A 20,856-nucleotide genomic window follows, 5' to 3' on the forward strand; every position below is an offset into this window, starting at 1 on the left:
GTGATGTGAACCGGCGAATCTTCGGTCTGGAGAACGAGTACGGCGTCACCTGTACGTTCCGCGGGCAGCGGCGACTGACCCCGGACGAGGTGGCGCGGTACCTGTTTCGGCGGGTCGTGTCCTGGGGGCGGAGCAGCAACGTCTTCCTCCGCAACGGGGCCCGGCTCTACCTCGACGTGGGCTCCCACCCGGAGTACGCGACCGGGGAGTGCGATTCGGTCACCGACCTGATCGCGCACGACAAGGCCGGCGAGCGAATCCTCGAAGGCCTGCTGGTGGACGCGCAGAAGCGGCTGCACGACGAAGGCATCTTCGGCGACGTCTACCTGTTCAAGAACAACACCGACTCGGCCGGCAACAGCTACGGCTGCCACGAGAACTACCTGGTCAGCCGGCACGGCGACTTCGCCAAGCTGGCCGACGTGCTGATCCCGTTCCTGGTCACCCGGCAGCTGATCTGCGGCGCCGGCAAGGTGCTGCAGACGCCGCGCGGCGCGGTGTACTCCGTGTCGCAGCGCGCCGAGCACATCTGGGAAGGCGTTTCCAGCGCGACCACCCGGTCCCGGCCGATCATCAACACCCGTGACGAGCCGCACGCGGACGCCGAGCGGTTCCGCCGGCTGCACGTGATCGTCGGCGACTCGAACATGTCCGAGACCACGATGCTGCTCAAGGTGGCCAGCACGGACCTGGTGCTGCGGATGATCGAGGCCGGCATCGTGATGCGCGACCTGACCCTGGACAACCCGATCCGGGCGATCCGCGAGATCAGCCACGACATGACCGGCCGCCGCGAGGTCCGGCTGGCGAACGGGCGCGAGGCGTCGGCGCTGGACATCCAGACGGAGTACCTGACCAAGGCGCGCGACTTCGTCGACCGCCGCGAGCTCGGGACACCGGCCGTCGAGCGGGCGCTGTCGCTGTGGGAGCGGACGCTGAAGGCGATCGAGTCCGGCGACCTGTCCGGGATCGAGCGCGAGATCGACTGGGTGATCAAGTACCGGCTGATCGAGCGGTACCGGTCGCAGAACAACCTCGGTCTGGCCAGCCCGCGGGTCGCGCAGCTCGACCTGGCGTACCACGACATCCACCGGCCGCGCGGGTTGTACTACCTGCTCGAGCGCCGGGGCGCGGTCACCCGGGTGGTCGACGACCTGCGGGTCTTCGAGGCCAAGTCGGTGCCGCCGCAGACCACGCGGGCGCGGCTGCGCGGCGAGTTCATCAAGCGGGCCCAGGAGCGGCGCCGGGACTTCACCGTCGACTGGGTGCACCTGAAGCTCAACGACCAGGCACAGCGCACAGTCCTGTGCAAAGACCCCTTCAAGAGCCACGACGAAAGAGTCGAAAAGCTGATCGCCAGTATGTGAGCTGAGCGCCCGGCGTCGCGAACGTCACTCGTCGCCGTGGCGCTTCCGGCCGGGCTGTTCGTCGGGAGCGAACTTGATCCCGAGCGCGGCGGTGAGGATCAGCGCCAGGCAGGCGATGATGGCGAAGTTGTCTCCCATCATCCCGTGCGGGGTCTGAATCGCCGGCCGGATCAGCAACGACATGATCAGCAGACCGATGCCGATCCGCAGCAGGACCCTGGCCGCCGTTCTCGTCATGGCCGAACCCTACGACCGCGCCGCTTGCGGGCTCGCCCCGTCGGCGGCGAGGTGCTTCAGCGGTGGGATTTCGTCGTGGAAGAAACAGGCGGTCCGGTGCCCCGTGCCGATGTCCTCGAGCGGCGGAGCCTCCTTGCGGCAGACGTCCTGGACCAGCGGACACCGGTTGGAGAACACACAACCCTTCGTCGCGGGCTCGCCGACCAGACGCTCGGAGCCGCCGCCCTCGGCGTCTCGTTTGCGGACCAGGACCGGGTCCGGGACGGGGATCGCCTGGAGCAGCATGTGCGTGTACGGGTGGCTGGGGGTCTTGATCAGCTCCTCGACCGGGCCTTCTTCGACGATGTGGCCGTAGAACATGACCGCGATGCGCCCGCCCTGCGCGAAGTACCGAACCACCCCGAAGTCGTGGCTGATGAACACGAATCCGATGCCACGCTCGCGCTGGAACGAGAGCAGCAGGTCGAGGATCGCGACGCGCATCGACACGTCCAGCATGCTGGTCACCTCGTCGGCGACGATCAGCTTCGGCTGCAAGCTGATCGCGCGAGCGATCGACGCCCGCTGTCGCTGGCCACCGGACAGCTGGTGCGGATACCGCTGCAGGAACGCCGGTGTGGCGTCCAGCCCGACCTGCTGCAGCAACGTGATCATCTCGGCCTGGACGGTACGGCGGTTCGCCAGCTTGTGCCGCAGGAGGCCGGGCGCCAACGTACTGCCGATGGTCAGTCCCGGGTTCAGCGAACCGTACGGATCCTGGTGCACCATCTGGACCTGACGCCGCCACTCCGTGCGCCGCTTGCCCTTCAGGCCCGCGATGTCGCTGCCTTCGAAGGAGATGCTGCCGCCGCTGGGTTCGTGCAGTCCGGCGATCAGCCGACCCAGCGTGGTCTTGCCGCAGCCGGACTCGCCCACCAGGGCCACGATCTCGCCCTCCTGGGTGGACAGCTCGACGTTGTGCAGTACCGGCCGGCCGTTGCCCGTGTCGTAGGTGTGCGTCACGTTCTGCACGTCGAGCAGGCTCATGCCTTCGACACCTCCATCGGTACGATTTCGCGGTTCGCGACGTGGCAGGCCACGAGGTGGCCACCTCCGTCGCCGAGCAGTGGGGGCTCGGTCTGCCGGCAGAGGTCCTCCACCGACCTGCACCTCGGAGCGAACCGGCACCCGGCCGGCAGGTCGGCGAGATTCGGCACCGCGCCGCCGATCGGCCGCACCGTGAGGCCGGCGTCCAGCACGCTCGGGATCGCGTTGATCAGCGCCTCGACGTACGGATGGCGGCGTTCGGCCTTGAAGATCTCCTCGACCGTTCCGGTCTCGACCAGCCGCCCGGCGTACATCACCGCGACGCGGGTGGCCACCTCGGCGACGACCGCGAGGTCGTGCGTGACGAAGACGATCGTCACCCCGAGGTCGCGATGGAGATCCTTGAGGATGTCGATCACCAGGCGCTGGTTGAGCACGTCCAGGGCCGTGGTCGGTTCGTCGAGGATCACCACGGACGGCTTCAGCAACAAGGCGACGGCGATCGCCACGCGCTGCTTCATCCCGCCCGACAGCTGGCTCTCGAACGCCTTCCAGATCCGCTTCGGTGACAGCTGGACGAGCTCGAGCAGGTGGTCGAAGTGTTCGCGGCCCTCCTTGAGGTCGGAGAACACCTCAGGATGCGCCTGCAGGATGTGGTCCACCTGCGCACCGATGGTCACGACCGGGTTGAACGCGTTCATCGCGCCCTGGAAGACCATCGCCAGTTCGGCACCGCGCAGGGCGTTGAGATCGCGCTTCGGCATCGCGACCATGCCACGGCCGCGGAACCTGATGTCGCCGCCGATCACCCGGCCGGGCTGCGGCACGATCTGCAACATCGAGTACGCCAGGGTGGACTTGCCACAGCCGGACTCACCGACCAGGGCGTAGATCTCACCGGCGGCGACCGAGAGGCTGACGTTCTCGACGGCACGCACCGAGCCGGCGCCGTCGCCGAAGGCGACCGTCAGGTCGTCGATCTCGAGCAGGGTCTGGTCTTCGATGTGCATGCTGTTCACTGGACACGCAGCCTCGGGTTGAACACGCTGTCAAGCGCTCGGGAGAAGAACACGAAGGCAACCTGCAAGATGACGATCGCGGCCATCGGGGAGAACAGGTAGAACGCGCTGTCGGTGGTGTACAACGCTCCTTGGGCCATCGCCAAGTTGATCATGATGCCCCAGTTGTTGCCGCTGATCGGAGCGATACCGAGCAGGAACAGACCCACCGACGCGTAGATGGCCCCGGTGATGGCCAGCAGGAAGTGGATCGCGACGTACGGCCCGACGTTCGGCAGCAGTTGCCGTCCGATCATGTTGCTGAGCGAGACGCCCTGCAGCTTGGCGGCTTCGACGAACTCCCTGCTGCGCAGACTCATCGCCTGGGACCGGATCGCCCGGGCCAGCCCGGCCCAGGCGGTGATCGACAGGATGAGGGCCAGTACGACCGGGTTGGTCGTGTTGATCACGCTGGCGAGCACGATGATCAGCGGCAGGCCGGGGATCGTCAGGAAGATGTCGGTGATGCGCATGATGACCGTGTCGGCCGCTCCGCCGACGTACCCGGTCAGCAGGCCGATCGCCACGCCGATGAAGACCGTGATCACCGCGGACAGCACGCCGACGATCATGATCGGCCGGGTGCCCACGATGATCTGGGACAGCACACCCTGACCGAGCGAGTCGGTGCCGAGCGGGTGCTCCCACGACGGCGCCAGGTACGCCTGGCTCGCGTCCTGCTCGTTGCCCACCTCGACGAAGATCGGGCCGAAGATCGCCGCCAGGCAGTAGAGCAGCACGATCGCGCCGCCGATCAGGGCCCCCTTGTCGTGGCGCAGGATCCGCCACAGGTCGCTGAGAAATCTCATGCCATCGAACCTCCTGCCGGCAGCACTTCCTGATCGGGGTCGGCGGCCTGGTCGGTGGCGCGGGCGCGCGCGGCCGGATTGGCGATCCGGGGGTCGACCAGCGGGTAGAGCAGGTCGACCAGCAGATTGGTGATGATCACCGACACGGTGATCAGCACGAAGCAGCCCATCATCAACGAGTAGTCGCGCTGGCCGACCGACTGGATCATGTAGAACCCGATGCCCGGGTACTGGAAGTAGGTCTCGATGAAGACCGAACCGCCGAACATGAAGCCCACGGACAGGGCCAGTTGCGTCACCATCGGCAGCATCGAGTTGCGTCCGACGTAGGACTGGGTGATGCGGCGATCGCTCAGGCCGCGGGACTCGGCCGCTCGGACGTACTCCGCGCCGAGCACCGAGACCGCGCTGCCCTTCATGCCCAGAGCCCAGCCGCCGAACGACGTGATCACCGACGCGGCGATCGGAAGGATGGCGTGATAGAGCACGCTGAGCAGGTACTGGCCGTTGAACCCTGGCGTGACGTCGACGCCGTACGCGCCACCGGACGGGAACACCTGATAGACGCTGGTGAGGACGTAGAGCAGCGCGATCGCCACCAGATAGCTCGGTACGGCGCTCAGGAACGAGACGACGAAGGTCATCGCCTGGGAGAACCGGCTGTTCTGGAAGGCGGCCATCACCGCCCCGACCGCGATGCCGATGATGAAGCTGATGATCAGCGACACCGCGACCACCATGATCGTCCAGGGCAGGGCCTCGGCGATCACCGCCACCACCGTGGTGCCCGGGTTGGTGATCGGGCGGCCGAGGTCGCCGCGGACCGCGCCCCACACGTACCGGAGGTACTGCTCCCAGACCGGAGCGTCCGGCGTCACGCTGTAGATGGCGTTGATCCGTTGCTGGATCTCGACCTCGCTCAGGCCGCCCTGCATCCGCAACTGGGATTCCAGTGCCGCCATCGGGTTGCCGGGCATCATCCGGATCATGAAGAACGACAAGGAGATGACGATGTAGATGATCAGCAACGACATCGCCAGTCGTTTCAGGACGTAGGAAACCATCAGCGCCTTCCGGGGTCGGGGGAGTACCGATCGGCACCCGCGGGCGGGTGCCGATCGGAGGCGTGAAGGACTACTTGGGGGTGATGTAGCCCTGCTGCATCGCCAGCGAGAGGCCACCGTTCATGTCCGCGCTGATGATGTCCCACAGTTCACTGGACTTGTTGTCGCCCAGCGGCGGCCAGTTCGTGAACTCCTTGGTGGAGAACGGGAACTGGTAGACCTTGGTCGCGTACCAGATGTAGGGCACCTCTTCGTTGACCAGTTGCGCCCAGTTCCAGACCTGCTTGTTCATCTCGTCGCCCGGTTCGACGGTGCGCGCCTGCCGGTCGATGGTGCTGGCCAGGTCGACCTCACCGAGACCAGGGACGTTCTTCTTCGGACCGAACCCGATTCCGCGCTTGCCGGCGTAGTTGCCCAGCCGGGTGAAGTTGTAGCCGGGGCCGAGCAGGGAGTTGTACATCGCGATCGGGTTGCTGCCACCGACGAACGCCATGCCGGCCTGGAAGTCGCCGTTGTGCTGGTCGGCGTCCTGCTGCGCCCCCGAGGTCGCGTTCACCTCGGACTTGATCCCGAACGCGGTCAGTGCCTTGGCCGCGGAGTTGAACGACGTGACGATGTCGGTGGTTTCGGCGTTGGCGGTGAAGGTCAGCGTGAACGGCTTGCCGTCCGGCTTGATCCACTGATCGCCCTTCTTGGTGAAGCCCTCGCCCTGCAGCAGTGCGGTCGCCTTGGCCGGGTCGACCGGGTACTTGTTCAGCTTCTCGAGCTGCTCGGGCTTGAGGTAGATCTGCTCCAGTGTCGGCGAGATGCCCGTGTTGACTTCCTTCCAGGTACCACCGGCCGCCTCGTCGGTGCCGTACGCCGCCTCGCTGATCTGCTGCCGCGGAATCACGTACGCGAGTGCCTGGCGGACCGCCTTGGAGTCGAGTGGCTTCTGGTTGCTGTTGAAGACGATGGTGAACCCGAAGCCGAGCGGGAGAGCCGTGTTGGAGTCGGGGGTCGTCTTCCAGCGGTTCAGGATCGGCGGCGGCATGTACACGTTGGACAGGTGCACGTTGCCACTGAACAACTGCGGGTAGACGGTCTGCGTGGCCCCGTTCAGGTACCGGATGCCGGCGAACTTGATCTTGTCCGCGTCCCAGAAGTCGGTCCACTTGACCAGCTTGGCTTCCTTGGTGGTGATGTTCTCCAGCCGGAACGGCCCGTTGCCGATCAGCTTGTCGACCTTCAGCTGGGCCAGGTTCTTGAACGCGTCGCCCATCCGCTTGAACTCCGGAAGCTTCGCTGCCTGCTCCGGACTCTGCTGCAGCGTGCGGAAGTACTTGACCACGTCCTGCTTCAGCCCGTCGGTGACGAGCTTGCCGTAGACGCTGGAGGGGTACGGACGGATCGAGTTCAGGATGTCCAGTTTCGCCAGTGACTCCGGCTGCCCTTCCTTGAGGGTGAAGGCGACCGTCTTCTCGTCCACGACGTCGACGCCGGTGATGTCGCTCCAGAACCCGTCACCGCGCAGCCCGTTCAGGATGGCGGTGTCGTGCAGGTCCTTGCTCGTCACCGGGGTGCCGTCCTGCCACTTTGCGTCGTCGCGCAGGTGAACGTTGAGCTTGCCGTTCTCGACGGCCCACTTGTCGGCCAGCTGTGGAATGAACTCGGTCAGGCTCGGTGACTTCACGATCGCCAGCCGCATCGAGATGAAGTCGTTCTGGATGCCGAGCTGGTTCACGTTGTACGGGTTGTAGGACCACGTCGTACCCCAGCTGCAGCACGGGAAGAACGTGAGGAACTTGCTGGAGTCGCCTGCCGCGGCGGTGCCGGCGGCGTCTCCGCCGGAGTTCCCGGCAGGGCTTCCGCCACCCGCCGTGCCGGCGGTGCAGGCGACCACCAAGGTGAACACCAGGAAGACCGAGACCAAGGCTAGCAAGCGCTTTCCAGCGCGACAGATCACTCGCGGCAACGTCATTGTCGATCCTCTCGACCGGGGCGGGGCGTCCGCTGCCGATCTTGTCGAGGTTGAGCGGTTTAGTAAAGAGGATGGGCAAAGTCCGTTGTTCGCGAAACGGTCATGTTTGTTCGAGCAACTGCCATCCCGTCGCTGATCGTGACGTGGGAAGCGCCGGCCGGACCGCGGCTGTCGACGTTGCGTGACGTGACCGAACGGTGACGCCGGTGGCTGATCCCGGGCTTGGTGGTGCCCGCTAGGGTGGTCCGCGTTGTTGACCGGAGGCAATCGGCGCACCACCGCGCCGGGATGGTTCGAGGTGCTGGTTTCGTGCGCAAGTTGTTGAGTTTCGTTGTAGTCGCGGCGCTGGGGGCGTCCCTGGTCGCGTGTGGCGACAACGGGTTCGGGGCCGGCGGTATCAAGGTGACCTCGGACTTCGGGCAGAAGCCGACCATCACCCACCGCGAAGGCGACCCGGAGAAGCAGCTGGTGACCGAGGTCCTCAAGGAGGGCGACGGTCCCGAGGTGAAGAAGGGCGAGCTGCTCACCGCGAACTACCTCGGCCAGATCTGGCGCGACGGCAAGGTCTTCGACAACTCCTACGACCGCGGCGCGCCGTCGTCGTTCCCGATCGGTGTCGGCAGCGTCATCGGCGGCTGGGACAAGGGCCTGGTCGGCAAGAAGATCGGCAGCCGCGTGCTGCTCTCCGTCCCGTCCGACGACGGCTACAAGTCCGAAGGCAGTGAGAAGGCCGGCATCAAGGGCGACGACACCCTGATCTTCGTCGTCGACCTGGTCGGCGCGGCCGGTAACGACACTCCGTTGAACGCCGACCCGGTCACCCCGTCGACGACCACCAAGATCCAGGTGTCCGGCCCGCTGAACGCCGCGCCGAAGGTGACGGTCCCGGCCGGTACCAAGCCGCCGGCGAAGCCGGGCAAGCCGGTCGTGTTCGCGCAGGGCAAGGGCAAGCCGATCGAGAAGGGCGACCAGCTGGTCGGCCGGTTCGTGATCTACGACTACACCGGCAAGAAGCAGGCCAGCACCTGGGACGCTCAGCCCGCCACCGCGCAGAGCCCCGCGCAGCCGGCCGCACCGACGGACCAGCTCCCGACGGTCGGCGGCGCCCAGGCCGGCCCGCTCGACGGCTTCGTCGGCATCCCGGTCGGCAGCCGCGTGCTGGTCGAGCTCCCGGCCTCCAAGGACCAGGCGGGCAAGGCCGTCAACGCGTTCGCCGTGATCGACGTCCTGAACGCCTTCCCGGCCCCGAAGCAGACCGGCCAGTAGTCCACGACGCCGAAGGACCCGCCCCCGAGGCGGGTCCTTCGGCGTTTCAGCGGGTACGCCGCACCGGGCGGCCGCTGAACCAGCGGTTCGCGTCCGCGTGGAAGCTGAGGACGATCGCCGTGATCACCGCGGTGACATGGACGCAGCGGACCGCGCCGAACGCGATGAAGGACGCGGACCAGTCGAGCGCGCCGAAGTCTCCGTCGCGGAGGAACCAGCTGACCGGCCCGACCGCCAGCGAGGCGATGCCGACGGTGCCGAGCAGGCCGGTGAGCAGCCAGCGGGACCAGCGGACACCCGGGCGGAAGTAGCGGTCGATGACCACGAACAGGCCGCCGTACACGATCGCCCGGAAGGCGATCTGGACGAGCAGCCCGAGGACGGAGGAGCCGTCGGCAATCGCGCCGGCCAGTCCGAGCACGGACTCGGCGACACCGGCACCGACGGCTGCGAACCACAGCGTCGTCGCGCCCCGGACAGCCAGCGGCGGCTGCGGCCGGGCGACGTCGTGAATCGTGAGATCGCGGTGCTTGGTCCTGTTCATACCACCACTGTCGCCGCGCGAGCCCGTCCGATCAGGAGTACTGCGACCCCACTCCAGGTGGTGGTACGTCCACCAGACGCGCTGCGTGCCGGCCCGCGGCCGCGGCAGCCTCGAAGTAGGCGCGGTCCTCGTCGAGGGCGCGGCCCATGGTCGACAGCTTGACGGGGGCCGCCTGTAGCGCGTCGTACAGTCCGTCGATCCCCACGCGCACTACGCGGTGCCGCGCCTTCAGCGGCTCGGCAGCATCCCGTACGGCGTCGCCGAAGTCACCGGACAGGTCTGGTACGACGACATCGGCCGGCTGGAGCGCCACGCGGCCGTAGGCGGTGAGGCTATGGTGGGAGATACCGCGGTGGCGTGGACGCGGGTCCGCCTCCGAGATCCGGAGCGAGGCGACGGCTCGGCCGCCCAGTGTGCCGATCGCGTTGACCGCCTCACCTGACTGCACGCCGGAGAAGCCCCAGCGAGTACCAGTACCCAGGTTGCCCGGGCCCTGAGTGATGACGACCAGCTCAGCCGCCAGGACCTGTACGGCGGTCAGCAACCCGGTGTGGACAGTCACTGCCTCGCGGTCACCGCCGTACGCCTGGCCGACCGTCACAGTGCCGCTGAGCCAGCCCGCGTCGCGCAAGGTCGCAACACTCCGCGAGAACGCCAGCGGCAGCGCGCCGCCGTCCGTCATCACGTAGACGACCCGCGTGGTCGGCCGTGCCTCGTACACACCTGCCAGCACCGCCGGGAGGGCGGAGTGCAGGTCCGCGACCACAACCGGCGTACCGAAGAGGTCGTCCGCGTCCCGCAGTACGTCGTGATCGGGGGAGTCCTGCTCGTCGGCGCCCAGCACCATCGCCTGCAGCGGCGTGTACCGCGCCTTCACCAGGTGCCCGCGCTCCGGCGGGTCCTCCGGCAACCGGTCCGGTACGGCGACCACGAGCGCGTACCCGCCTGTCCCCAGACCGCGGTCCAGCGCGCCCACGTTGAGCAGCACGCGGTCACCGGCCATCGGCGTACCGACCAGGTCCGGGTAGGCCAGCGCGCGCACAGGCTGCTCTCCGACCATCACTGTCAGTTCCAGCGCACCGGCCCAGCTCCGACCGACCTGCGCCACCACACCGTCCCGCCACCGAATCACACGCCGACACTAGCGGGTCGAACCGGTGTTCGAAGTTCTGGTGCGAAAAGGCGGGGTTTGGACGCCCGGAGGCCGTAAGGTGGTCGGGTGTCGGCGCGGAAGAGTGAGCGACTGCTCAACGTGGTCATCTGCCTCCTGGTCGCGCGCACCTATGTGACCAAGGAACGGATCCGCGAGGTCGTCGAGGGGTACGCGGGACAGACCGACGACGCCTTCGAGAAGATGTTCGAGCGCGACAAGGACGAGCTGCGCGACCTCGGCATCCCGATCGAGATGGGCACGATCGACAAGTTCTTCTCCGACGACGTCGGCTACCGGATCCGCCGGGACGTCTTCGAGCTGCCCGAAGTGCACCTGGAGCCGGACGAGGCCGCCGTGCTCGGCGTCGCCGCGCGGGTCTGGCAGCACGCCGGTCTGTCCGAGGCGACCACGTCGGCGGTGCTGAAGCTGAAGGCGGCCGGGATCCAGACCGACCAGTCGGCGCTCAGCGCGATCGAGCCGCACGTCGGGGCGTCGGAGCCGGCCTTCGACCCGCTGTGGGCCGCTGTCGTGGCCCGGCAGGCGGTGCGGTTCCAGCATCTGCGTAGCGGGGCGTCCGAGCCGATGAGGCGGACGCTCGAGCCGTGGGGGATCGTGTCCTGGCACGGCCGCTGGTACGTCGTCGGCCGGGACCGCGACCGCGAGGCGACCCGGATGTTCCGGATGTCGCGGATCGGCGGGGACGTGAAGACGGTGGGGGAGCCGGGCGCGTTCACGGTGCCGGAGGGGACGGACCTGCGGTCGCTGGTGACCGAGCTGGCCCCGCCGCGGCCGACCTCCGAGGCGAAGGTGCGGGCGCGCACCGGGTCGTGTGTGAGCCTGCGGCGCCGTGCGAACGCCATCGAGCCGTACGAGGAGGGCTGGGACCTGCTGCACGTCCCGTACGCCGACTCCTCGGTGCTGGCCGAGGAGATCGCGTCGTACGGACCGGACGCAGTGGTTGAGGGCCCAGGCGACGTACTGGACGGAGTGCTGTGGCGACTGCGGACGGTGGCAGGCGCATGAGTAACGCACGTGACCAGGTGCAGCGGTTGCTGGCGTTGGTGCCCTATCTGCGGGAGAACGACGGTGCTCGCGTCGACGACGTCGCGAAGGAGTTCGGCGTCCGGCCGAAGCAGATCATCGCGGACCTGAAGGTGCTGTGGTTCTGCGGGCTGCCGGGTGCGCAGATGGGCGATCTGATCGAGATCGACATCGAGGCGGCCGAGGGTGACGGGGTCATCCACATCAACAACGCGGACTACCTCGCCCGGCCGTTGCGGCTGGCCGCGGCGGAGGCGCTGGCGCTGCTGACCGCGCTGCGGACCCTGCGCGAGGTGACGGCCGGCTCCGACCGGGACGCCGTCGACCGCGCGATCGCGAAGCTGGAGCGGGCCGCCGGTGAGGCAGCCGCGGCGAGTGAGGGTGCGGCCGCGCACGTTCACGTCGAGCCGGCCGCGCCGGAGATCGCCGAGATCGTCAACCGCGGGCTGGCCACGAAGCGGCGGCTGCACCTGACGTACGACGTACCGTCACGCGACGAGACGACCGAGCGCGACGTGGATCCGATGCGGCTCGTCGTGTCGGAGGGACGCACCTACCTGGAAGCCTGGTGCCGTCTGGCCGAGGACGTCCGGCTGTTCCGCCTGGACCGGATCGCGGCGGTCAAGCTCCTCGACCTCCCGAGCGAGCCGCCCCCGGAGGCGACGCCGCGCGACCTGTCCAATGGCATGTTCCAGCCGTCGGAGTACGACCTGCTGGCGACCCTGAGACTTGCGCCGCCGGCCCGCTGGGTCGCCGAGTACTACCCGAACGAGTCCGTCGAAGAGGGGCCCGAGAACTCGCTCATCGTCAAGCTCCGCGTCGCCGACACCGCCTGGCTCCAGCGCCTGGTCCTCCGCCTCGGCGGAGCCGCCACGGTCCTGGACCCCGAAGACCTCACCACCCAGATCGCCGCCACAGCCCGCGATGCGCTGTCGGCGTACGACGACTAGCCCTGGCTGAGCTGCTTCTCGAGGGGTGAGCGGAAGCGGGGTGTGACGCGGACGCCTGCCAGCCACGTGGTCCAGCGGGCGGCCTCGGACTCGACGAGCGCCGTGGTGTCCGCGCCGACGTCCTCCAGTAGCTGGTAGCGGACCTCGCCGGACTCGGGCTGACCCCAGGCGCCGATGATGCGGCCGTCGGACCAGATGCTGGGGCCGATGTTGCCGGTGTTGTCGAAGAGCTTCGACTTGTGCGGGCCCAGGAACCACTCGCGTTCCTTCCAGCCCATCGGGGTCGGGTCGAGACCTGGCAGGAACGCCACCCACGGGTCGACCGGGACCTCCGGCGCCTCGTCTCCCGGGAGCACGTACCCCGCCTGACCGTCCAGATCCACCTCGACCGCCTCGACAGCCGCCAGCGCTTTCCGCGTCTGGCCCAGCGTCCACCCGGCCCACCACTGCAGGTCAGCCGTCGTACCTGGTCCGAACGACTCCAGCCACGCCCGCGCGAGCGTCACGCGCGCCTCCTCCGCAGCCGGCTTGTCGCCGAGCCCACCGGGCAGCCAATCCACAGCAGGTGACCACTGGTGCTGGCCGCTCAACCAGGTCCCCAGCGGACGCCCCCGCACGATCCGTCCCTCAGCTGCCAGCTGGAACAACACGCGGCTCGTCACGTACGGCTGCGCGGCGTACGCCTTCCCGGCCGCCATGTCGAGCCGCGTCCGCAACCGCGGCTCGTCGGCAGACAGCTCCTGCGCTGTCGCGGAGCCCCGCAGCGCCAGCGCGGTCGCCGTCGACTCCTCGACCGCCGCCAGCCACTGCCCGCAGGACTCGGCGCCGTCCGCGATCCCCGACTCGGCCAGGTGCTTGACGAGCAGCTTCCGCTGCTTCACGGCGATGTCGTCCGTGCACGCCGCCTGGATCACGGGCGCGAACGGCGTCGGTACGACGAACACCGTGCGCCGCATGCCCAGCATCCGGATCAGCGACCGATCGTCGTACAGGGCACGCTCCGTGTTCGCGACGTCACTCCCTGGCACGCGGGTGGCGACGCTCAGGTGCACGGTGGCCGGATCGGTCGCGTGCAGCGCCACCATCGACGCGGCCGCGTCGACCGGATCGGCCGCCTGGCAGCCCGCACCGAGCCGATGCCGCCGCCCGAGCCGCGCTCGCCGCTCCTCGACCCCGATCCGCACCATCTACGACCCCTGACCTCGCCTGCGGGACACTCGGTTTTACCATCACGTTCCGACACCGTTGTCCCCTGAGACCCACCGCGGGACGTGGGCGCCGGGCCGGAACCGGCTAGGCTCCTGGGTATGTACTGGTTCCTGCTGTTCCTCGCGGTGGTGGCGGTGTGGCTCCTGGTCCTCGCCCTGCTCGCGATGAAGTTGTGGGGCCAGGTCAAGGCACTGACACGAGAGTTGGTCGCCGCCCAGTCCAAGCTGGATGCCGCGCAGTCCGAGGCCGGGTCTGGACAGACCCGTGAGGACGTGCACGCTCCGGCGTAGTATTCGGCCACGAACTCAGGCTCGAGTCCCGAGTTGATGTTGGCAGAGTTTGATGGTGGAAAGGGAGATCGACATGGCAGCACCGCTCATCGGTATGCCCCAAGGCGCCGAGTGGCTCGTCATCCTTGCGATCGTCGTGCTGCTGTTCGGATCGGCCAAGCTGCCGGCTCTGGTGAAGCAGCTCGGCAAGTCGAAGAAGATCTGGGAGGAAGAGGTCGGCCCGAAGAAGAAGGACGCGGAGCTGACCGAGGAGGCCTCGCAGCCGCCGGCGCAGCAGCCTGTGCAGCAGCAGGCGCAGGCCCAGCCTGCCCAGCAGCAGAACCAGGTGAACGGCCAGGCGCCGGGCGACGGCCTGCCGCCGACGCACACGGCCAACTGAGCCGAACGCGCCACTTGTGTCGATGGTGAAGTTCGGGCGGCGGAAAGAGAAGAAGGAAAGCCACCCGAAAGACCCAGAGGGTCGGATGACCCTGCGCGAGCACATTGTCGAGCTCCGGAACCGGCTGCTCATCAGTGTGCTCGCGATCGTGCTCGGGACCGTCGTCGGCTGGATCTTCTACAACCAGGCCTTCGACTTCCTGACCAGACCGTTCGTGACGAGCGTCGCGGAGATGGCCAAGGACGCCGGCCAGACGAAGACGCCGCAGCTGACGTTCCCGGGTGTCGGTAACGCGCTGACGTTCCGGATCAAGATCTCGGCGCTGTTCGGCCTGGTGCTGGCCGCGCCGGTCTGGCTGTTCCAGATCTGGGCGTTCGTCGCGCCCGGGCTGCACCGCAGCGAGCGCAAGTGGGCCTACATCTTCTCCGCGATCGCGACGCCACTGTTCGCGGCCGGTATCGCGGTGGCGTACTGGACGCTGCCGAAAGGCATCGAGATCCTGCTGGGCTTCACCCCGCTCGACATCCAGAACCTGGTCGAGCTGCCCGACTACCTGGACTTCGTGCTCCGCACGATGCTGGTCTTCGGGGTCGCCTTCCTGATCCCGCTGGTGGTCGTGCTGCTGAACATGGTCGGCGTGGTGCCGGCCGCCGCGCTCGGCAAGTTCCGGCCGTACATCGTGCTGGTGATCTTCGTGTTCGCCGCCGTCGCGACGCCGTCCGGCGACCCGTTCACGATGTGCCTGCTGGCGATCCCGATGTGCGTGCTGTTCTTCGTCGCCGAGGTCATCTCGCGGTTCAACGACCGGCGCCGCGCCCGCCGCAGCCAAGAACTCCTGGCCGACTGATGAGCCGGAGAATCGCGCTGGTGGTCAACCCCACCAGCGGTCGGGGACGTGGCGCGCGGATCGCGCCGGCGGTGCGGGAGCGGCTGGCGGCCGCCGGTCTGACCGTCGACGTGCACACCACCACCTGCGCGGAGGACGTCGGGAAGATCGCGGCCGAGGTGGTCGCGTCCGGGGCGGACGCGGTCACGCTGATCGGCGGCGACGGCACGATCCACCTGGGCGCCCAGGTGCTGGCGAACTCGGGGATGCCGTTCGGCGTCATCCCGGCCGGTACCGGTAACGACTTCGCTCGCGGTATCGGCGTACCGCTCAAGGATCCGGCCGCGGCGGCCGACCTCGTGGTGGCCGGCCGGACCCGGACGATCGACCTCGCGACGGCGAAGGACGAGTTCATCACCACGGTCGTGGCGGGCGGTTTCGACTCCCTCGTCAACAAGCGCGCCAACGCGATGAGCTGGCCGAAGGGCAGTTCCCGCTACACGGTCGCGACCCTCGCCGAGCTGCGCACTTTCACGCCGCTCGAGTACGTCGTGACGGTCGACGACGAGGTGATCGAGACCAAGGCCATGCTGGTCGCGGTCGGCACCGGCCCGACGTACGGCGGCGGACTGCAGATCTGCGCCGGCGCCGAGATCGACGACGGCCTGCTGGACGTGACGATCATCCAGCCGGTGTCCCGGCTGACCCTGCTGCAGCTGTTCCCGAAGCTGTCCAAGGGCACGCACGTCGGCCATCCGGCGGTGCGCACGCTGCGCGGCCGCTCGGTCCGGATCGAGTCGCCCGGCATCACGGCGTACGGCGACGGCGAGGTGCTCGGCCCGCTGCCGATCGACATCGGGATCGCCCCGGGCGCCCTGACCGTCTTCGCCTGAGACACAACTGACATGAACTGAGCTGTTCTCACGACTGGCGTTCGTCTGATAGGAAAGCTTCCTAACAGTTCATTCCTCGGACGCCCCTCGGAGGACCACATGGAGTACCGCCCCACGCGCCGGACCACGCTGCTGCTCGGCCTGTCGCTCGCCGCCGTGCCGGCCACCGGGCTCGCCGTCTCCCGCCTCGCGCCGCACGCCGACGCTGCGGTGCAGGCGACCGGCCTCGACGACCCGGCGAAGAAGGAGATCGCGATGCAGATCGTCTGCAGCGCGGAGAACTCGTCGCTGGACTGGAAGGCGCAGTACAAGTACATCGAGGACATCGACGACGGCCGCGGGTACACCGCGGGCATCATCGGGTTCTGCTCGGGGACCCACGACATGCTCGAGCTGGTCGAGTTGTACGCCGACCGGAAGCCGGGCAACGTGCTGGAGAAGTACCTGCCGGCGCTGCGCAAGGTGGACGGCTCCGACTCGCACAAGGGCCTCGACCCGAACTACACCAAGGACTGGAGGACCGCGGCCAAGGACTCGGTGTTCCAGAAGTGCCAGAACGACGAGCGCGACCGGGTGTACTTCAACCCGGCGGTGAGCCGTGGCAAGTCCGACGGGCTGCGGACCCTCGGGCAGTTCTGCTACTACGACGCGATCGTCATGCACGGCGACGGTGACGACGCGACCAGCTTCGGCGGCATCCGCAAGCGCGCGCTCGCCAAGGCGAAGCCACCGGCGCAGGGCGGCAACGAGACGACCTACCTGAACGCGTTCCTGGACGCACGGGTGTGGGCGATGAAGCAGGAAGAGGCCCACAGCGACACCAGCCGGGTCGACACCGCGCAGCGGGTCTTCCTCCGCAACGGCAACTTCAACCTGAACACCCCGCTGGACTGGAAGGTGTACGGCGACCCGTACCACATCGGCTAGTCACCACAGGCGCGCAGCCGGGCTCTCCTCGGACCACCAGGGAAGAGAGTCCGGCTGCGTCATGTTCTCCTGCTGTGAGATCAGTCACGGCATCCAGTAGCAGGAGAAGCGATGAGCGCTGAAGAACGCGAAGCAGCACGGGGCATGATGCGCAAGGGCGAGCTCGGACGGTCGCCGGGGGAGCAGCGGGCCGAGTTCGACGAGCTGTTCGCGAACCTCCCGCTCGGCGACGACGTCACGCTCAGCGAACGCACACTGGGCGGCGTACCGGCGCTGGATGTGCGCGTGGCGGGCGCCGACCAGGACGGGGTCATTCTCTACCTGCACGGTGGTGCGTACGTCATCGGTTCGGCCCGCACCGGCGCGAACCTGGCCGCCCCGTTGTCGCGTCGCAGCGGTGTCCCGGCGGTCTCGCTGGAGTACCGGCTGGCGCCCGAGCACCCGTTCCCGGCGGGGGTCCATGACGCGTTGGCGGCGTACCGGGAGCTGGCGGGTCAGAACGTCGTGATTGCGGGCGATTCGGCGGGTGGCGGGCTGGCGTTGGCCCTACTGCTTGCCGCTCGGGCAGAGGGGTTGCCGCAGCCTGCGGGGGCGGTGCTGTTCTCGCCGTGGACCGACCTGACGCTGACCGGGCCGAGCATCGACGCTCGGGACGGCTACGACCCGCTCTTCAGCCGCCCGAACATGGCTGAGTCCGCCGAGCTCTACCTGGGCGGTGCGGACCCGCGCAACGAGCTGGCCAGCCCGCTGTTCGCGGACCTGACGGGTCTGCCGCCGCTGCTCGTCCAGGTCGGTACGGCGGAGGTCCTGCTCGACGACTCGCTCCGCCTGGTGGCACGGGCCGCGGAGCAGGACGTGGACGTCAGCCTCGACGTGGTCGCCGGTGCGCCGCACGTGTACCAGTACTTCGCCGGGCTCCTGCCCGAGGCGGACGAGGCCCTCGACCACGCCGCGACTTTCCTCCAGAACCGGCTCCGCGACAAATCTGTAGGAGCCGTCGCATAGATTGGAGTCCATGAGTACCCCGTCCGAGAAGTACGCCTCGTTTCGCTCGGACCAGGAGCATCCTGCGGTCAAGGAGTTCCGAGGGCTCTACGACTTCGCGCTGGACGAGTTCCAGCTGCGCGCCTGCGCCGCCCTGGAGGACGGCCACCAGGTGCTGGTCGCGGCGCCGACCGGCTCCGGGAAGACGCTGGTCGGCGAGTTCGCCGTCCACCTGGCGCTCGAGCGCGGCCAGAAGTGCTTCTACACCACCCCGATCAAGGCCCTGAGCAACCAGAAGTACGGCGACCTCGTCAGCCGGTACGGCGCGGACAAGGTCGGCCTGCTCACCGGTGACAACTCGGTCAACTCCGAGGCCCCGATCGTCGTCATGACGACCGAGGTGCTGCGAAACATGCTGTACGCCGGATCGCAGACGCTGCTCGGCCTGTCGTACGTCGTGATGGACGAGGTGCACTACCTGGCCGACCGGTCCAGGGGCGCGGTCTGGGAAGAGGTGCTGATCCACCTGCCGGACTCGGTGTCGGTGGTGTCGCTGTCGGCGACTGTCAGCAACGCGGAGGAGTTCGGCGACTGGCTGGAGACCGTCCGCGGCAACACGGTCGTCGTGCTGGAGGAGAAGCGGCCGGTGCCGCTGTTCCAGCACGTGATGGTGGGGAAGCGGCTGCACGACCTGTTCGCCGGTGAAGCGCCGACCGCGAGGGTCGGCGCTCCCGCGAAGGCGTCCAGGTCCGGCAACCCCGCGAAGGAGGTCAAGGCCGACGTCCGGGATCTGGTGAACCCGCAGCTGGTCCGGATCGCGCGGGACGACAACCGGATCTTCCGCGACGACTCACGCAAACCACGCCGGCGCCGCGACCTCCCGAAGGGGCGGCCGGCGCGGACCCACTTCACGCCGTACCGCTCGGACGTGGTGGAGGAGCTGGACGCGGGCGCGCTGCTGCCGGCGATCTTCTTCATCTTCTCCCGCAAGGGCTGTGAGGACGCGGTCGTGCAGTGCCTGCGGTCCGGTCTGCGGCTGACGAAGCCGTCGGAGCGCGACGAGATCAAGCGCGTGGTGGCCGAGCGTACGGCGGACCTCCCGGACGAGGACCTCGGCGTCCTCGGGTACCACGACTTCGCCGAGGCTCTGTCGCGCGGGATCGCGGCGCACCACGCGGGCATGCTGGCCGCGTTCAAGGAGGTCGTCGAGGAGCTGTTCGAGCGCGGCCTGATCAAGGTCGTGTTCGCCACCGAGACGCTTGCCCTGGGCATCAACATGCCGGCGCGCACCGTCGTGCTGGAGAAGCTGTCGAAGTGGAACGGCGAGGCGCACGTCGACATCACGCCGGGGGAGTACACGCAGCTCACCGGCCGCGCCGGGCGGCGCGGGATCGACATCGAGGGGCACGCGGTCGTGCTCTGGCAGCCTGGGTTCGACCCGCGGGAGGTCGCGGGGCTCGCGTCGACGCGTACGTACCCGCTGCGGTCGTCGTTCTCCCCGTCGTACAACATGGCCGTCAACCTGGTGCGTCAGGTCGGGCGGACGCGGGCGCGGGACATGCTCGAGCTGTCGTTCGCGCAGTTCCAGTCCGACCAGGCCGTCGTCGGGCTGGCGCGGCAGGTGCAGCGCAACACCGAGGCGCTGGAGGGGTACAAGGAGTCGATCGAGTGCCACCTCGGCGACTTCCTGGAGTACGCCGCTCTGCGCCGGCGGATCGGTGACCGCGAGGCGTCCGGCTCGAAGCGGCGCAAGCTCGACCGCCGGGTCGAGGCGCAGGAGTCGATCGAGAAGCTGAAGACCGGCGACATCATCCGGATCCCGGCCGGCCGGAGCGCTGGCTGGGCGCTGGTGCTCGACCCGGGGATGCGGTCGGAGCGGGAAGGGCCGCGGCCGACCGTGCTGACGCTGGACCGGCAGGTGCGGAAACTGTCGATGGTCGACTTCCCGACGCCGGTCGAGGCGATCGGGGTGTTGCGGATCCCGCGGAAGTTCAACCCGCGCAACCCGCAGCAGCGCCGCGAGCTGGCGCAGGTGCTGCGGACCCGGACCGATCTGCTCGGTGAGGACGGGCCGCCGTCGCGCTCCCGCGGCAAGGACGTCGTCAGCCACGCGGACGACCCGGAACTGCAGGAGATGCGGGCGGAGCTGCGCGCGCACCCGTGCCACGGGTGCTCCGATCGTGAGGACCACGCCCGCTGGGCCGAGCGGTACTTCCGGCTCGACCGGGAGAACCGCGACGTGCAGCGCAAGATCGAGCAGCGGACGAACACGATCGCCCGCCAGTTCGACCGGGTCTGCCAGGTGCTGGACGCGTTGCACTACCTCGACGGCGACAAGACGACCGAGGCCGGCGATCGGCTGGCGCGGATCTACACCGAGCTCGACCTGGTCGCGGCTGAGTGCCTGCGGCAAGGAGTTTTCGACGACCTGACCGTTCCGGAGCTGGCAGCTTGTCTGGCTGCGCTGGTCTACGAGTCGCGGTCGAAGGACGAGCCGACGTCACCGCGGTTGCCGCGGGGCGACGTACGGCTCGCACTGGAACGGATGGGATCGATCTGGCGGGACCTGTCCGCGCTGGAGCGGGACATGCGGGTGGACTTCCTGCGGTCCATGGACCTGAACTTCTGCTGGCCCGCGTTCCGCTGGGCCTCGGGCGCGTCGCTGGCCGAGGTCCTGTACGAGTCCGACCTGGCCGCCGGCGACTTCGTCCGCTGGGTCAAACAACTCATCGACCTGACGGAGCAGATCGCAGACGCCGCCGGCGACACTCCGCTACGCAAGACAGCCCGCTCCGTCGTCGACCAGATCCGCCGCGGCGTGATCTCCTACGCGTCCATGGTCGAGTAGACCTCTTCGGGTGAAAGAATTCCTT

The 20,856-nt window shown here is 68.3% G+C and carries 20 protein-coding genes; 11 read left to right on the top strand and 9 right to left on the bottom strand.

The window, feature by feature from the left end:
• Positions 1-5: 5 nt before the first annotated feature.
• Entirely contained in the window at positions 6-1,367 is a 1,362-nt protein-coding gene (gene pafA, locus E0H92_RS28315; RefSeq protein WP_131291073.1) for a Pup--protein ligase, read from the top strand.
• Between the two features lie 24 nt (positions 1,368-1,391).
• Here pafA and E0H92_RS28320 read toward each other — a convergent pair whose 3' ends face one another.
• The 6 genes from E0H92_RS28320 to E0H92_RS28345 all read right to left on the bottom strand — a co-directional run bounded on the left by E0H92_RS28320 (position 1,392) and on the right by E0H92_RS28345 (position 7,521).
• Complete coding sequence (locus E0H92_RS28320) at positions 1,392-1,604, bottom strand: hypothetical protein (protein ID WP_131498430.1); 213 nt, start codon at positions 1,602-1,604, stop codon at positions 1,392-1,394.
• Positions 1,605-1,613: 9 nt separating this feature from the next.
• A complete protein-coding gene (locus E0H92_RS28325; RefSeq protein ID WP_131469290.1) occupies positions 1,614-2,630 on the bottom strand; it encodes an ABC transporter ATP-binding protein in 1,017 nt (338 codons plus the stop codon).
• Positions 2,627-3,640: an ABC transporter ATP-binding protein gene (locus E0H92_RS28330; protein WP_131469288.1), complete on the bottom strand. Its 1,014-nt coding sequence runs from the start codon at positions 3,638-3,640 to the stop codon at positions 2,627-2,629. Before E0H92_RS28330 ends, E0H92_RS28325 begins: the two co-directional genes overlap by 4 nt.
• 5 nt (positions 3,641-3,645) lie before the next feature.
• Positions 3,646-4,497 carry an ABC transporter permease gene (locus E0H92_RS28335; RefSeq protein ID WP_131469286.1) on the bottom strand — a complete coding sequence of 284 codons (852 nt, stop codon included), beginning with the start codon at positions 4,495-4,497 and terminating at the stop codon, positions 3,646-3,648.
• On the bottom strand, positions 4,494-5,561 hold the full coding sequence (locus tag E0H92_RS28340) for an ABC transporter permease (protein WP_131469284.1): 1,068 nt from the start codon (positions 5,559-5,561) through the stop codon (positions 4,494-4,496). The genes E0H92_RS28335 and E0H92_RS28340 overlap by 4 nt, the downstream gene beginning before the upstream one ends.
• A gap of 70 nt (positions 5,562-5,631) precedes the next feature.
• On the bottom strand, positions 5,632-7,521 hold the full coding sequence (locus E0H92_RS28345) for an ABC transporter substrate-binding protein (RefSeq protein ID WP_131469282.1): 1,890 nt from the start codon (positions 7,519-7,521) through the stop codon (positions 5,632-5,634).
• A gap of 309 nt (positions 7,522-7,830) precedes the next feature.
• Between E0H92_RS28345 and E0H92_RS28350 the strand changes: the two genes are divergently transcribed.
• Positions 7,831-8,787, top strand: a complete 957-nt coding sequence (locus E0H92_RS28350; protein ID WP_131498431.1) for an FKBP-type peptidyl-prolyl cis-trans isomerase — start codon at positions 7,831-7,833, stop codon at positions 8,785-8,787.
• A 46-nt stretch (positions 8,788-8,833) separates the two neighbouring features.
• On the opposite strand, the gene E0H92_RS28355 is transcribed toward E0H92_RS28350, so the two are convergent.
• Entirely contained in the window at positions 8,834-9,331 is a 498-nt protein-coding gene (locus E0H92_RS28355) for a hypothetical protein (protein ID WP_131498432.1), read from the bottom strand.
• Between the two features lie 31 nt (positions 9,332-9,362).
• Positions 9,363-10,463 carry a DUF3866 family protein gene (locus E0H92_RS28360; protein WP_131498433.1) on the bottom strand — a complete coding sequence of 367 codons (1,101 nt, stop codon included), beginning with the start codon at positions 10,461-10,463 and terminating at the stop codon, positions 9,363-9,365.
• A gap of 87 nt (positions 10,464-10,550) precedes the next feature.
• Between E0H92_RS28360 and E0H92_RS28365 the strand changes: the two genes are divergently transcribed.
• Both E0H92_RS28365 and E0H92_RS28370 read left to right on the top strand, forming a co-directional pair.
• Positions 10,551-11,507 carry a helix-turn-helix transcriptional regulator gene (locus E0H92_RS28365; RefSeq protein WP_131469274.1) on the top strand — a complete coding sequence of 319 codons (957 nt, stop codon included), beginning with the start codon at positions 10,551-10,553 and terminating at the stop codon, positions 11,505-11,507.
• On the top strand, positions 11,504-12,475 hold the full coding sequence (locus E0H92_RS28370) for a helix-turn-helix transcriptional regulator (RefSeq protein ID WP_131469272.1): 972 nt from the start codon (positions 11,504-11,506) through the stop codon (positions 12,473-12,475). Before E0H92_RS28365 ends, E0H92_RS28370 begins: the two co-directional genes overlap by 4 nt.
• On the opposite strand, the gene E0H92_RS28375 is transcribed toward E0H92_RS28370, so the two are convergent.
• Positions 12,472-13,662 (bottom strand): winged helix DNA-binding domain-containing protein, encoded by a 1,191-nt coding sequence (locus tag E0H92_RS28375; RefSeq protein WP_131498434.1) that lies wholly within the window; start codon positions 13,660-13,662, stop codon positions 12,472-12,474. The two genes, E0H92_RS28370 and E0H92_RS28375, sit on opposite strands and share 4 nt — an antisense overlap.
• 120 nt (positions 13,663-13,782) lie before the next feature.
• On the opposite strand from E0H92_RS28375, the gene E0H92_RS28380 reads away from it, so the two are divergent.
• From E0H92_RS28380 to E0H92_RS28410, 7 genes are all read left to right on the top strand, one after another.
• A complete protein-coding gene (locus tag E0H92_RS28380; RefSeq protein ID WP_131498435.1) occupies positions 13,783-13,974 on the top strand; it encodes a hypothetical protein in 192 nt (63 codons plus the stop codon).
• A 73-nt stretch (positions 13,975-14,047) separates the two neighbouring features.
• Positions 14,048-14,353, top strand: a complete 306-nt coding sequence (locus E0H92_RS28385) for a twin-arginine translocase TatA/TatE family subunit (protein WP_131469266.1) — start codon at positions 14,048-14,050, stop codon at positions 14,351-14,353.
• An 85-nt stretch (positions 14,354-14,438) separates the two neighbouring features.
• Positions 14,439-15,200: a twin-arginine translocase subunit TatC gene (gene tatC, locus E0H92_RS28390; RefSeq protein WP_131498436.1), complete on the top strand. Its 762-nt coding sequence runs from the start codon at positions 14,439-14,441 to the stop codon at positions 15,198-15,200.
• On the top strand, positions 15,200-16,072 hold the full coding sequence (locus E0H92_RS28395) for a diacylglycerol/lipid kinase family protein (RefSeq protein ID WP_131469262.1): 873 nt from the start codon (positions 15,200-15,202) through the stop codon (positions 16,070-16,072). The genes tatC and E0H92_RS28395 overlap by 1 nt, the downstream gene beginning before the upstream one ends.
• A 99-nt stretch (positions 16,073-16,171) precedes the next feature.
• Positions 16,172-16,999: a chitosanase gene (locus tag E0H92_RS28400; protein WP_131469260.1), complete on the top strand. Its 828-nt coding sequence runs from the start codon at positions 16,172-16,174 to the stop codon at positions 16,997-16,999.
• Between the two features lie 111 nt (positions 17,000-17,110).
• Positions 17,111-18,004, top strand: a complete 894-nt coding sequence (locus E0H92_RS28405) for an alpha/beta hydrolase (protein WP_131498437.1) — start codon at positions 17,111-17,113, stop codon at positions 18,002-18,004.
• Between the two features lie 10 nt (positions 18,005-18,014).
• Positions 18,015-20,831, top strand: coding sequence for a DEAD/DEAH box helicase (locus E0H92_RS28410; protein ID WP_131498438.1), 2,817 nt, complete (start codon positions 18,015-18,017; stop codon positions 20,829-20,831).
• Positions 20,832-20,856 lie beyond the last annotated feature (25 nt).

Source organism: Kribbella speibonae (assembly GCF_004331375.1).
Taxonomy (GTDB): domain Bacteria; phylum Actinomycetota; class Actinomycetes; order Propionibacteriales; family Kribbellaceae; genus Kribbella; species Kribbella sindirgiensis.